Source organism: Catellatospora chokoriensis, from assembly GCF_011297315.1.
GTDB lineage: Bacteria > Actinomycetota > Actinomycetes > Mycobacteriales > Micromonosporaceae > Catellatospora > Catellatospora citrea.
This window is the reverse complement of the sequence record NZ_JAAOTI010000009.1, coordinates 167,029-180,232: the sequence shown is the minus strand read 5'-3', so window position 1 is coordinate 180,232 and position 13,204 is coordinate 167,029. Positions and strand designations below refer to the sequence as shown.

Sequence of the window (13,204 nt, the reverse complement as noted above, 5' to 3'; positions counted from 1 at the left end):
GATTCGCACATCTGCCAGGCAAGTCGAGCGATCATGGGCGACGGGCGCTTGACGCGGGGGCCCCCGTCGACGCAATATCCAACGGACGTTGGATTTTGGGGAGGGTACGCATGACGCCACGTGTCGCCGTGATCGGCGCCGGGCCGGCCGGGCTGGCCACGCTCAAGGCACTGGCCGACCGGGGCGTGCCCGCCGTCGCCTTCGACACGGCGGCGCAGGTCGGCGGCCTGTGGGTGTACGGCGCACCGCACTCCTCGGCATACCGCACCCTGCACCTGAACACCTCGCGCACCCGCACCGAGTTCGCCGACCTGCCCATGCCCGCGGACTGGCCCGACTACCCCGACCACGGCCGCATCGCCGGCTACCTGCACGACTACGCGACGCGGTTCGGACTGCTCGACGCGGTGCGGCTGCGGCACACGGTCACCGAGATGGTCCGCGACGGCGCGGGCTGGCGCGTCACCGCGCTCGGCCCGGACGGCACGACCACCGTGCACGTCGAAGCCGTCGTGGTGGCCAACGGGCACAACAGCCGCCCCCGGCTGCCCTCCCCCACCTACCCGGGCGAGCTGGGCGTCGAGCAGCTGCACAGTCACGACTACCGCGGCCCCGAGCAGCTCGCCGGGCGGCGGGTGCTGGTCGTCGGCGGCGGCAACTCGGCCATGGACATCGCCGTCGACGCCTCCCACGTCGCGCCGCGCACCCTGCTGTCGCTGCGCCGCGGCGTCTGGATCGTGCCCAAGCACCTGCTCGGCAAGCCGTCGGACACCCTCAACGGGGCGCTGGCCAAGCGCCTGCCCTGGCGGCTGCGCCAGCGCATCAGCCAGACCATGCTGCGCTTCGCCGTCGGCAAGCCCGCGTCCTACGGTCTGCCCGCTCCGGAGCACGGCTTCCTGCAGGACCACCCGACCCTGTCGGACTCGCTGCTGTCGCGCATCACCCACGGCGAGATCACCGTCCGGCCGGCGATCGCCCGCTTCGACGGAGACCGGGTCCACTTCGCCGACGGCCTGGCCGACGAGATCGACCTGGTCGTCTGGTGCACCGGCTACGACATCGACCTGCCGTTCCTCGACCCGGCCCTGCTCGGCGACGGCGCGGACCGGCTACCGCTCTACCGGCACGTGTTCCACCAGCAGGCCCCGGGGCTGATGTTCGTCGGCCTGATGCAGTCCACCGGCTCCGCGCTGCCCGTGGTCGAGGCCCAGGCCCGGCTCGCCGCCGCCCACCTGGCCGGGCAGTACGCCCTGCCCGACGCCGCCGGGCAGGCCGCCGACATCGCCGCCGAGCACCGCGCCGCCCGTGACCGCTGGGGCGAGCGCCGCCCCGCCATGCGCATCGACTTCGACGCCTACCTCGCGCTCGCCGCGAAGGAGCTGACCGACGGCGCGGCCCGGGCCCGCCGCGGCCAGGGCGTCACCTGGAACAGCAAGGAGCACACCCGATGAGGACCCTCAACGGCCGGCGCGTCGTCGTCACCGGCGCGAACGGCACCTTCGGCCGGCTGCTGGTCGCGCGGCTGGAGCTGGCCGGGGCCCGGGTCGTCGGCCTCGACCTGCGCGCCGACACGGTCGGCACGTCGCCCGTGATCGCCTGCGACCTGACCGACGGCACCGCGGTGCCGGGCGCGGTCGCGCAGGCGGTCGAGACGCTCGGCGGCCTCGACCTGCTGATCAACAACGCGGGTGTCGGCGGGCCCGCCCCGGCGGAGCTGCCACCCGGCGACGCCGCCCGGCGGCAGCTCGACGTCAACCTGATGGCCGCGTGGCACACCACCGCCGCGGCCGTGCCCGCCCTGGAGCGCAGCCGGGGCCGGGTGGTGTTCGTGTCCAGCCGCATGGCGCTGCTGCCACTGCCGCTGGCCGCCGCGTACGGCGTCAGCAAGCGCGCCCTGGTCGCCTACGCCGACGCGCTGCGGCTGGAGGTCGGCACCCACATCGGCGTCAGCGTCGTCTACCCGAGCATGGTCGCGTCCCCCATCCACGACGCCTCCGCGCAGGCGGGCCTGTCCCTGCAGGGGGTGTCCCGGTACGAGCCGGTGGAGGGGGTCGTCGCCGCGATCCTGCGGGCGGCGACGGCCCGCAAAGCCCCGCGCGACGTGGCCACCACCGGACGCGGCCGGTTCGAACTGCTGCTGGCCCGGCACCTGCCGTCGGTGACCGGCGCGATCGTGCGCCGCACCATCGCCAAGCGCCTGGCAGCAGGCGACCTGGACCAGGCCCCGCTGGCCGAGGGCATGCGCCGCCGCGCCGGCCGCTGACCCCACCGGCTGCCCCGGTCCGCCGCCGGGACGGTCGGCTAATGATCGCTGTTTGGTGTCAAGATCCGTGGATGGACCGCAGATCTTGGCACCAAACAGCGATCTTCGTGGCGGCTGGAGGCCGCGCGGCGCGCATCCGGGCGGGGGCGCGCCGCGCGGCGGTCCGTCACAGACCCGAGTGCACCGCCGACATCAGCGTGCCCGACGCCGTGTCTCCGGACATCTCCCAGATCATGCCGCCGAGCAGTCCCTTCTGCTTGATCCAGGCGGTCTTCTGGCCGATCGACCAGGGGTCGTCGAAGCTCCACCACTGCCCGCCCGCGCCGGTGTAGCAGTAGCTGGAGACCGACTGCACGTCGTGGTACACCGTGCAGCCCGGCACGCTCGACAGCAGGTTGGCGTAGCCGCGGGTGCCCGCCTCCTCGGCGAACTGGCCCGGGGCGGCCCCGGTCGCGGTCTGCCACTCGCCGTTGACGCCGCCCGCGGCGACGCCCTGCCAACCGCGCCCGTAGAAGGCCACCCCGATGGTGAGCCGCCGCGGGCTGACCCCGGCGTCCAGATAGGTCTGGATCGCCTTGTCCACGCTGAACTCGAACGCGTACGGGTCCTGCGTGTCGCGGTACAGGTTGGCCTGGTGGCCGGTGCGGTTCGGCTCCCACGAGTTGTCCGAGCCGGAGCCGTGGAAGTCGTAGCCCTGCACGTTGGCGAAGTCCATGTAGTTGAACACCCCGTTCGGCCCGATGTCCCAGCCCGCCGCGATCTTCGCCGGGTCCGCCGGAGTGAACGCGGTGATCAGGTAACGCTTGCCGGTGGTCGCGGTAAGCGCGTCGAGCTGGCGGCGGAACTCGGCGGTCAGCGCCGTGTTGTTGGCCTTGTCCGCCGGGCTGACGTGGTTGCCCGGGTGGCCTTCCGCTCCCGGCCACTCCCAGTCGAGGTCGATGCCGTCGAAGATGTTCGCCGCGCTGCCCGGGCCGCCCGCGCCGTTGTACACCGGCAGATTGCCCTTGATGTAGATGTCGATGCAGGATCGGACGAACTTCTCGCGGGCCGCGGGCGTGGCCGCGACGTCGGAGAAGTACTTGGAGTAGGTCCAGCCGCCGATCGAGATGAGCACCTTGAGGTGCGGGTGCTTGGCCTTGAGCTTGCGCAGCTGGTTGAAGTTGCCGCGCAGCGGCTCCCAGCCGGTGTCGGCGACGCCGTCGACGGACTGCGACGCGGCCATCGGTCGGCCGTAGTCGGCGTCGGCGTCCCCGGCGCCGGTGCCCTGGTCCGGGTCCTGCGGGTTGGTGGTGGTGCCCCGGGTGACACCCTGCAGGCAGGTCAGATTGACCGGGTCGATGTTGGCGAAGGCGTAGTTGAGGTGGGTGAGCTTGGCGGCCGCGCCGCTGGTGTCGAGGTTGCGGACGAAGTACTGCCGGCCGTAGATGCCCCACTGCACGAAGTAGCCGACCTTCGCGTAGCTGCCTGTGCCGACGACGTCGTCGGTGGTGACGGTGACGGCATTGGACGCGGCGGAGGCGTTGTCGTAGGTGTCGCGGGCCTTGACCGTGAACGTGTACGCGGTCATCGGCGACAGCCCGCCGACCACCGCGGTCGTGCCGGTGACGCTGGCCCGCAGGGTCGTGCCGGTGTAGACGTCGTAGCCGGCGATCCCGTTGGCGTCGGCCGCGGCGTTCCAGGCGAGGGTGACCGAGGTGGCGGTCTTCGCGGTCGAGCGCAGGTTGCCGGGCACGGTCGGCGGGGTGGTGTCGTTCGCCGGGTTCAGCGTGGTGGCGCTGACCGGCGCGCTGACCGCGGACAGGTTGCCGCGGGTGTCGCGGGCCCGCACGGTGAACGTGTAACCGGTGTTCGGGGTCAGGCCGGTGACCGTCGCGCCGGTGGTGGTGCTCGTGGCCACGACCGTGCTGCCGGACAGCACGTCGTATCCCGCGATCGGGAAGTCCGTGACCGCGGCGGCGGTCCAGGCCAGCGAGACGGTGCGGGTGGTGCGGCCGGTGACGGTCACGCCGGTGGGCGTGCCCGGGGCGCGGTCGGGGCTGCCGTCGCACTTGTTGCCGTTGATGCGGCAGTTCAGCGGGGCCGCGCCGGAGCCGTACGCGATGAACCAGGGGCTGTAGGGCTCGGTGCTGGCACCGGCCGCGACCGTGCCGTTGTAGTGGGCGTTGACGACGGTGACGCGGCTGCCGGACTGACTGGCCGTGCCGTTGTAGAAGTTGCTCATGGTCACGCCCGCGGGCAGGTCGAACTCCAGGGTCCAGCCGGTGATCGCGGCACCCGTGGGGTTCGCGACGACGAACTTGTCCATGAACCAGGAACCGTTGTTCGCGCTGGAGAAGGTGGCGGTGAGTCCGGCCGGTGCGGCGGCCGCGACGCCGGGCAGCGTCAGCGTCGCACCGGTGACGGTCATGGCGAGGATGACGGCAAGGGAGCGGATCTTGCGCATGTGCCCTCCTGTTATTAGGAAACTTTCCTAATACTGGGCCCACCGGGACTGCGCGGTCAATGCCAGATTTACATTTCTCAATGGATGTCGAGGCCGCCGCGGGTCCGAGACGGATTCGCTGAGCCCGGCGGCTACCTGAGTTTGCCGTCGAGCCGCGGCCGCGCCGTTCCGTCCACCTCGGTGCAGATGCCGAACACGCGGGCGTGGCTGGTCCAGCCGTTGACCCGGCCGCGGTTGTTGCTGATCTGCACCCGACCGCCTGCGGTGTCCACCGCGGACACCACGTGCAGATAGACCGAGCCCGCGACGCGAGCCAGCACGATGTCGCCGACCTGGACCGCCGCCGGGTCCACCGGCGCGACTGCCACCAGGTCCCGGCTGCGGATCAGCGGCACCATCGAGTTGCCAGTGGGCCGGAACCGCACCGTCGCCCCGGCGACCACCCGCGTCGCGACGCTGTCGAGCACTCCCATGGGCCATAGGATGCACGTCCGCACCGGACGCAGGCCATGGGATTTCCTTACCTCGGCGACAGGGCGGCTACAGGTGACAACCCTGGAGTTTCCCGAGCAGCGACGTGCCTTGCGCATTCACCTCACACTAGAGATCGAAAACTTACGATCAATAGAGAGGTTCACCGCAGATGCTGGAGGACATCCTCACCTTCGTCGGGACCCTGGCCGTCGTGGTGTCACTTCTGTTCCTCGCGGTTCAAACCCGCGCAGCAGCCAGACAGGCCGAAATCAACAACTCGATAGGGATCACCTCGACCTTCTATCAGTCCGCCAGCCTCGTGCAGGTCGTCCACGGCACCTTTCTATCGGATCCCAGCCTTCGGGCGTACTTCTACGACGGCAGGGAGTGCAGCCCCAAGAACCCCCAGCGGGCGAAGGTCGTGACGCTCGCAGAACTGCATGCTGATGCGCTCGAGTACGGGCTGATGGCCGGGCAGCAGATCAAGGGTGCCGTGGCATGGGTCAACTATCCCCGCGACCTGCTTGCGCGAAGCCCGGTCATGCAGGAAGTGGTCTCGGGCCAACCGGAGCTGTGGCCGAGGCTCGCCGACCTACTTGCCGACATACGCAGCCAGAAGGCGTCCTGAGCGAAATGCTCTGGTGCAGGTTGCCGAGGTTGTCAGGTGGTGCGCGCCATGTGGATCCCTCGAAATGTGTGCGCGGCGCGGCTGGAGGAGGGCGTGACCAGCGCCTACGGTGACGCCACCCCTGTCACCGGAAGGAGTCGGTCATGTCACGACGTGCCCGCGCCGGGCTCGCGGCCATCGCCGCGCTGCTGGTCGTTCTCGGATCCGCCGCACCTGCCGCCGCCGCGACGCCGTACACGGTGCCGTCCGTCGCCGGCACCCTGCAGACCTACAACATCTCCAGCGTGTACGTCGCCGGCGTCTCCTCCGGCGGGTACATGGCAACGCAGCTGCACGTGGCCTACTCGGGCCGGATCAAGGGCGCGGCCGTGTTCGCCGCCGGGCCCTACTACTGCGCTCAGTACAACGCGAGCCGGGCGCTCTACGCCTGCGGCGACAACCTCTGGTCGACGCAGCTGAGCAGCCTGGAGTCGTACACCTCGCTGTGGTCGGGCTACGGCTGGATCGACCCGCCGGCACAGCTGTCCGGCGACCCGGTGTACGTCTTCCACGGCAACAACGACAGCACCGTCAAGAAGTCCGTCACCGACGACCTGGTGAGCTACTACCAGCACTTCGGCGCGAGCGTGTCCTACAACTCGGGCAGTTCCGCCGGGCACGCCTGGGTCACGCCGTACGGCACGGGCGGCTGCACGGCCACCGCCTCGCCGTTTCTCAACGACTGCGGCACCGACCCGCAGAACGCCATGTTCGCCAAGCTCTACGGCTCGGTCAGCGCCCGCAACACCGGCCCGCTCACCGGCTCCCTGATCCGCTTCGATCAGAACACGTTCGCGGTCAACGGCTTCGCGAACGGGCTGAGCATGGGCAGCAGCGGCTTCGCGTACGTGCCGAGCAGCTGCGCGGCGGGCCAGAGCTGCCGGCTGCTGGTCGCCCTGCACGGCTGCGCCCAGGGCTACGACGCGGTCGGCACGGCGTTCGTGGACCGCGCCAACCTCAACCAGTACGCCGACACCAACAAGACCGTCGTGCTGTATCCCCAGGCCACCGCCTCCGGCGTGAACCCGTACGGCTGCTGGGACTGGTGGGGCTACCTCGGCTACACCAACTACCCCATCAAAGGCGGCCTCCAACTGGAGACCGTCATGAACATGATCCGCCGCCTCGACGGCTGACCTGTTCCCTGTCGCAACTCTGAAACCGTCGCGGTCTCCGGGCTCCCCGGAGGCCGCGCGTTCTTAAGAGTTGCGGCAAGAGGGGGTGGGGTCAGGTGAGCAGGACGCGGAGGAGGAGGGCGGCTTCGGGGTCGATGAGGGTGCGCATGTCGATGAGGGCCTGGTCGGCGCCGCCGGCGACGCCCATGAACTTGCGCAGGTGCTGCAGGCGGCCGCGGGCCTCCTGGGCGGCGTGGTCGTCGCGGTCGGCCAGCCGTTGCAGGCCCGCCTCGACGCGCGCCACGCCGCGGACCACAACCAGGGCCGGGTGGTCGGGCAGGTCGACACGGTCGAAGTTCACGCCGCGGAAGTCGACGTCGTCGAACGCGGTCACCCCGCGCATGTCGACGTCCTGCATCGGGTTGGGGGCCAGGTCGCGCTCGGGCTCGAGCACCCGGCCGTCGAACACGACCTCGCGCAGCACCCCGGCGAAGCGGCAGCGGACCAGGCTGGCCTGCCAGAAGTTGGTGCATTCGAGCTGGGCGTGGGCGAAGTCGACGTCGGTGAACGAGGCGACGCCGCAGCCCAGCCGGGACAGGTCGGCGTGCCGGAAGTCGACGTCGCGCAGCCGGTTGCCGCGCCCGGCATACCAGCCGCCGACCGAGGAGCGGGCGAGGTCCGCGGCGAGGAACGAGGTGTCGCTGACGTCGGTGGCCCACATCCGCAGGCCGACGCAGTGCGCGCCGTCGAACAGGCTGTTGTCGATGACGCAGCCGAACAGCCGCAACCGCGGCAGGTGCGCGCCGCGCAGGTCGAGGTCGACCAGGCGGGCGCGCTGGAACTCCAGCGTCGCCGCGACGTCGGAGAACTCGAAGGTGAAGGTCATCCCGCCGGCCTGCCGGGTCGCGCTGTCCGGTTCGGCGGCGCGGGGCTCGGGTGCGCCCAGCCCGCGCAGGTCCCAGCGGCCGTCGATGCGGTCCAGGGCCAGGCCGTCGAGGCGCTCCCCCGCCCGCAGCCGGCGGATGACCTCGGACTGCAACTCCGGCCCGCCGGGCACGAGCCAGCGCTCGACGAGCGCCTCATCGTTGAGCATGCGGACCCCTCGTATCGACAACGCCGCATGACGAGCCGCTCGGGGCGCAGCTCAACGGGTCGTTGGCGATCAAAAGTAGGTCGCCGGGCGCGGCAACTCAACAGGTCGCCGCCCGAGATGTCCGATACGTCCGACCGCGTTACCGAACCTTGACCCGACGGCGGGCCCTCACCGCAGTAGCGGCAGGTCGTGACCCACAGTGACGCCGTCGAGCATCGATCTGCCGAGCGGCGTGACCGAGTGCAGCATCGACGTCCCGGACCGCTGCGACATGATCAGGTTCGCGGCGCGCAGCGCCGTGGCGTGCTGGCTCGCGCTCGGCGCGGACACGTTCGCCCGCCGGGCCAGCACGGTGGTGCTCACCGGTCCCGCCGCGACCGCTTCGAGCACCGCGGCGCGAGTCCGGCCCAGCAGCGCCGCGAGCGCCGCGCGCGGCGGGCCCGACGGGTCGCCCCAGAGCTGCGCCGCCTGCCGCAGGTCGCGCACCGCCGGGTAGACCAGCACCCTGGTCCGCTGATCCAACGACACGTACAGGTGCGGCGCGGGCCAGCAGAAGGCCGACGGCGCCAGCAGCAGGTCGCCGCCCGCCAACGTGACGTCGCCGTCGCCGTGCGAGGGGATCTCCAGCACCGGTGGGTCCCAGCGCACCAGCGGGTGCAGCCGGCCCAGCGCCGCCCCCACACCCTCGGCCAGCAGCACCCGCCCGAACTCGGCCTGCTCGACGTCGACGAGCCCGCCGATCCGGCCGTCGGCGCCCGCCAGCGCGGCGTGCCGCAGCTCCCGCAGTGCCAGGACGAGGTCGCGACGGGCCTCGTGGTCGCCTGCGGCCAGCTGCCGCAGCCACGGCGGCGGCCGTCGCCCGCGCAACCGGGCGAGCCCCAGCTCGGCGTTCAGCTGCGGCTGCGGGAGGGCGAGCAGGTTCTCGGCCGCCTCCTCGTCGGTCGCCTCGGCGCCGGCGAGCGTGATCAGGTCGACCTGCATCTCCCGGTACGGGAACAGCCAGGACGCGGTGTCCACCGCCCGCGGGGTCAGCCGTGCCCTCGCCTCGGCACGCCACCGCCCATACAGGTGGTCGTCGTCGCGGGCCGCCATCGCGGGCGCGGCCAGTTGCGCCAGTGCCAGCGGCCCCAGCCGGACCACCCGGACCCGGGAGAGGTCCCGCGCGGTGAAATGGATCCGCAGCATGGTCGTGTCCTCCCGGCGCTCGGGCGGGCGCGCACCGCCAAGCCGAGGTCACCGCTGCCGTCGGCGTGACCCGGCGCGCGGGATTGGCCTCCCCCGTTGCGGCCAAGCCCGCGAGGGTCGAGCGCCGCGGCGGGACCCGGCGGCGCCCGACCATGCGCCGGTTCCCCGCAGGCGATGATGCTCGACTCGGCCCGCGCGGTCGAGGCTATTCGGCCACCGCCGAAACATGCTGCACACGGACGTGGGGACGCCGGCCGCAGCCGACGCCCCCACGCGGTTGGCACGGGGTCAGCGTGCCTGGAGCGCGTCCAGCGCCACCGCCATCGCCACGACCAGGCGGCGGTCGATGGCCGGGTCGTGGATCTCGACGGTGTACTTGTCGCGCACCAGCGCGAACTTCTTCATCACGGAGAACACCGGCACACCGTCGCGCACGAAGTCGAAGTGGTACGGCCAGAAGGTCAGGTCGGCGAAGCGGCGTAGCAGCGCGATGGGCAGGCTGCGCTCCTGGCCGGTGATGCGCGCGCCGGCGGCGGGCTCCACGTGCCAGGTCGAGCGCAGCAGCGACTTCGCGAAGTCCTTCTTGAACAGACCGATCGGCGCGCCGTTCTCGTCGGTGACGTCGTAGGTCGCGCCGAGGTCGATCACGCTGCGGGCCTTGAAAGCGGCGAACACGCCGGTCTTGCTGTCGTCGCGGTACAGCGTGACCTGCTCCTTGAAGGCCATGCGCTTCTGCTCGACGAACGCCAGCTGCGTGCCGGGGGTGCCGTCGGGCTGCACCGACGTGACCTCGTACCGGTTGATCATCATGGTGAAACGCTGCTTGATGAACAGCGTCTGCTGTGCCTGCAAAGTGGCCAGGTCCACGAGGGGATGTCCTTCGTCCAGGGGTGAACGCGAAACATGAACTGTCCGCGAGGCGACAGTGTGTCACGGCGGCACCGGACCGGACGCGCAGCCGATGGCCCGCTCACTTCGGCAGACCGGTGGGGCGCGGTCGTGACCACGCCCCACCTGCCCCGTTGCGACGTCAGCCGTGCTGGATCGGCAGCTCCCGCGGACCGTCCGGCATGACCGCGACGATCTTCGTGATCTCGGAGAAGTCATAGGACTGCTGGCCCGCGCCCGTCAGCAGATACCACTCGCCGTCGAGCTCTGCCTCGCGCACCACCCCGCCGGGAAAGTGGACCTCCACCCGGGCGGCACCCGCCGGGACGCGCCCGAAGGTGTACGCCGCCGCGGGCTCGGACCCGAACGCCGACGAGGCGTTGCTCAACCGGCCCGGCGGGTGCGACGGCCGCATCGCCGTGGTCAGATCGGAGACGCCGACCTGCACCGCGTGCTGCTCCGCGCCCAGCCAGCACGCCGTGCTGCCGCGGTCGTCGGCGTACATCAGCAGCCGCAGCCGTCCCGGCACCGGCTCGACCTCGAAGCGCAGCGGCGGCAGCTCCGTCAGCCCCGCCTGGGCCAGCTCCCCGGCGGCGTAGTCCGTGCACCGCCCCTGCGCCGTGGTCGCACTGCTGGTGGGCCGGGGCGGCTTGCCCTGCGCCGACGCCGAAGGCGGCGGCACCGCGGGTTCCTCGGACGACCGCGGCGCGGCCAGCAGCAGGAAGGCGGCGCCGAGCAGGACCACCCCGACCAGCACCCCCATGGCCAGCGCCAGCACCGCGACCGGCCGCGGCCGCGGACGGGCCCCGATGATCCGGGCCAGCGGCACGGCGAGATGCGTGTCCCGGTGCGCCGCCCGGACCAGGTTTGCGAGACGCTCGTCGTCCAAGTCCGTCATCACCGCTCCTCCCCGACGAGCGAGCCGTCGCCGACCGCGACGGCGAGTTGGGCGCGCAGGGTCGCGAGCGCGCGGTGCAGGTGGACGTGCACGGTGGCCGCGCCGATGCGCAACGTCCGCCCCGTCTCCTCCGCCGACAGGTCCGCCAGCAGCCGCAGCGCGACCACCTGGCGCTGCCGGGTGGGCAGCGCCATGACCAGCGCGCGCAGCCGGGCGTCGAGCCCGCCCGGGTCGCGGTCGGCGACGCCGCCGACGTCGGGCGGATCGCCGAGCAGCTCCCGGCGCAGCCGTCGCCACCAGGTCCGCTGCTCGTTCAGCGCGGTGCGCAGCACCCACGCCGTCGGGTTGGGATGTGCCCCCACCGCCTCCCAGCGGGCGTACGCCCTGGTGAAAGCCTCTGCGACGGCGTCCTCGGCCCCGGGCTGCCCGCGGGTGGCGACCAGCAGCGCCCGGTAGACGGCGTCCTTGCGCGCCGCGTAGAACTCGCCGAAATCGTCCATCGACACCACCTGTGGCCGGGAAAGGGAACTCTCGCATGGACTACGCACGACACCCCGCGCGGCCTTTACCCGACCCGTCCGCGCCGAGGACAGCGTCGACGGCGCCCGGATGCGACACTTGCCGACTCAGCTCGGCGGGAAGGGGCCACGTGCGCGAAGAGATCCTGTCCGGGGTGGCGGCCAACCCCGGGGCACCCGTCGACGTCCTGCTGCGCCTGCTGGCCGTCGAGGCGCAGGCCTGCTGGGATGTGCTGTGCATCGAACGCGACCTGCCGGTGGAGGTCGTCGACGCCGTCCTGTCCCACCCGGACCGCGCCGTACGCCGGCGGATCTCGCGCAATCACCACCTCGCGCCTGCGCAGCGGGCCCGCCTCATCGACGACCCGGACCCGATGACCCCGGCCACCCTGATATACGAGCCCGGGCAATGGCCCACGGGGACGGTCCCGCGACCGCTGCCCGACGACGTCGTCCGGCGGCTGCTCGCCACCTCGTTCCCGCTGCTCAGCGCGGCGGAACTGCTTTCCGAGCTCGCGTTCACGCATTTCGGGCGGCAGACGTGCGAGATCGCCGCGACCCATCCGCTGCCCGGGATCCGCGCCCTCGCGTGCGGCTACCGCGGTGCCGTGTCGGACGAGCGGTGGCTCGCCCTGCAACGCGATCCCGACCCGCAGGTGCGCGCGGCAGCCGAGGCGGCGAACGCCCGTGACGACGCACCCGCGATCGAACCCGCCGGCATGCCGCCACGTGGCGGCCGCGACCACTGGCTGGTGCTGCAGTGCCGGCGGCTGTCCCGTACGGTGCTGGATCAGCTGGTGACCGGGACGGATCCGGTCGACCTCAGGTTCCTGGCCCGCAACCCCTACCTGCCACCGGACGTGGTGGAACAGCTGCTGTCCGATCCCGACGCGTCGGTCCGAGGCGCCACCGCCGGACGTGCCGATCTGGCACCCGACCAGCTGCTCCGCCTCGCCGCCGATGTGGAGGAAGCGGTGCGGATCGCCGTGTCGGTGCACCCCGGCCTCAGCGAGTCCCAGCGTGCGGCCATCGTGGTGGGCCACTGGCCGGACGAGCACTTCAACCGCCACCGGCCGGGACTGCCACCGGAACTCACCGTCGGCATCGCCCACGCGTACTCGGTGAATCCGCTGCTGCGCCGCCGGGCCGCGAGCGACCCCCGGCTGCCGCAGGCCGTCGCCGACCGCCTCGCCGAGGACCCGGATGCGGGCGTACGCGTGCGGCTCGCGCTGTGCCACCCGGCACCGCCCCCTGCTCTGCTGCTGCGCAGCTACCTGGAGTACGACGGGCCTGACCGGCTGCACCTGACGACCCGGCCCGGTTTTCCGGTCGCCGGTCTCGCCCGGTTCGCCGGCGACCCGGACCCGGCGCTGCGGCTGCTGGCTCTGCTCGACCCCGAGGTGCCCGCGGCGGTGGTCGACGGGTTGCTCGCCGACCCGGCCCGCCCCGTGTGGACGGCGGCGGCCCGCCACCCGCGGCTGCCCACCGACCGGCTGCGGGACCTGCTCGGCACCGAGCGGGCTCGTCACGCCGCCGCGAATCCCGCACTCGACGCCGCCACGCTGCACGGGCTGCTGGACGCAGCCCGCATCCCGGCGACACCGCGCCAGGCGAGGTCCGGGCCGTGATGCGCGTCCCGGGGGCGCGGACGTGCCCCGGG

At 72.1% G+C, this 13,204-nt stretch carries 12 protein-coding genes; 5 read left to right on the top strand and 7 right to left on the bottom strand.

Translation table 11 applies throughout. The features are described from left to right. Positions 1 to 110: 110 nt before the first annotated feature. Positions 111 to 1,451 (top strand): flavin-containing monooxygenase, encoded by a 1,341-nt coding sequence (locus HAV39_RS15675; protein ID WP_191839944.1) that lies wholly within the window; start codon positions 111 to 113, stop codon positions 1,449 to 1,451. Continuing rightward, positions 1,448 to 2,263, top strand: coding sequence for an SDR family NAD(P)-dependent oxidoreductase (locus tag HAV39_RS15670; RefSeq protein WP_191839943.1), 816 nt, complete (start codon positions 1,448 to 1,450; stop codon positions 2,261 to 2,263). Before HAV39_RS15675 ends, HAV39_RS15670 begins: the two co-directional genes overlap by 4 nt. A gap of 166 nt (positions 2,264 to 2,429) precedes the next feature. Here the strand turns inward: HAV39_RS15670 and HAV39_RS15665 are convergent, their stop codons facing one another. Next, the gene (locus tag HAV39_RS15665) at positions 2,430 to 4,706 is read right to left on the bottom strand and encodes a glycosyl hydrolase family 18 protein (protein ID WP_191839942.1); all 2,277 of its coding nucleotides are present in this window, start codon (positions 4,704 to 4,706) and stop codon (positions 2,430 to 2,432) included. A gap of 131 nt (positions 4,707 to 4,837) precedes the next feature. Beyond that, entirely contained in the window at positions 4,838 to 5,179 is a 342-nt protein-coding gene (locus HAV39_RS15660) for a S24 family peptidase (protein WP_191839941.1), read from the bottom strand. A gap of 170 nt (positions 5,180 to 5,349) precedes the next feature. Between HAV39_RS15660 and HAV39_RS15655 the strand changes: the two genes are divergently transcribed. Further along, the gene (locus HAV39_RS15655; RefSeq protein ID WP_191839940.1) at positions 5,350 to 5,808 is read left to right on the top strand and encodes a hypothetical protein; all 459 of its coding nucleotides are present in this window, start codon (positions 5,350 to 5,352) and stop codon (positions 5,806 to 5,808) included. Positions 5,809 to 5,951: 143 nt separating this feature from the next. Then, the gene (locus HAV39_RS15650) at positions 5,952 to 6,983 is read left to right on the top strand and encodes an extracellular catalytic domain type 2 short-chain-length polyhydroxyalkanoate depolymerase (RefSeq protein ID WP_191839939.1); all 1,032 of its coding nucleotides are present in this window, start codon (positions 5,952 to 5,954) and stop codon (positions 6,981 to 6,983) included. 91 nt (positions 6,984 to 7,074) lie between these two features. Here the strand turns inward: HAV39_RS15650 and HAV39_RS15645 are convergent, their stop codons facing one another. The 5 genes from HAV39_RS15645 to HAV39_RS15625 all read right to left on the bottom strand — a co-directional run bounded on the left by HAV39_RS15645 (position 7,075) and on the right by HAV39_RS15625 (position 11,526). Next, a complete protein-coding gene (locus HAV39_RS15645; protein ID WP_191839938.1) occupies positions 7,075 to 8,055 on the bottom strand; it encodes a pentapeptide repeat-containing protein in 981 nt (326 codons plus the stop codon). A 168-nt stretch (positions 8,056 to 8,223) separates the two neighbouring features. Then, the gene (locus HAV39_RS15640; RefSeq protein WP_191839937.1) at positions 8,224 to 9,240 is read right to left on the bottom strand and encodes an ArsR/SmtB family transcription factor; all 1,017 of its coding nucleotides are present in this window, start codon (positions 9,238 to 9,240) and stop codon (positions 8,224 to 8,226) included. A 288-nt stretch (positions 9,241 to 9,528) separates the two neighbouring features. Beyond that, positions 9,529 to 10,050: an LURP-one-related family protein gene (locus HAV39_RS15635; RefSeq protein WP_191840049.1), complete on the bottom strand. Its 522-nt coding sequence runs from the start codon at positions 10,048 to 10,050 to the stop codon at positions 9,529 to 9,531. Positions 10,051 to 10,270: 220 nt separating this feature from the next. Continuing rightward, a complete protein-coding gene (locus HAV39_RS15630; RefSeq protein WP_191839936.1) occupies positions 10,271 to 11,026 on the bottom strand; it encodes a hypothetical protein in 756 nt (251 codons plus the stop codon). Next, complete coding sequence (locus HAV39_RS15625; protein WP_191839935.1) at positions 11,026 to 11,526, bottom strand: sigma-70 family RNA polymerase sigma factor; 501 nt, start codon at positions 11,524 to 11,526, stop codon at positions 11,026 to 11,028. The genes HAV39_RS15630 and HAV39_RS15625 overlap by 1 nt, the downstream gene beginning before the upstream one ends. 149 nt (positions 11,527 to 11,675) lie before the next feature. Between HAV39_RS15625 and HAV39_RS15620 the strand changes: the two genes are divergently transcribed. Next, entirely contained in the window at positions 11,676 to 13,172 is a 1,497-nt protein-coding gene (locus tag HAV39_RS15620; RefSeq protein WP_191839934.1) for a translation initiation factor 2, read from the top strand. The last annotated feature ends 32 nt before the right edge of the window (positions 13,173 to 13,204 follow it).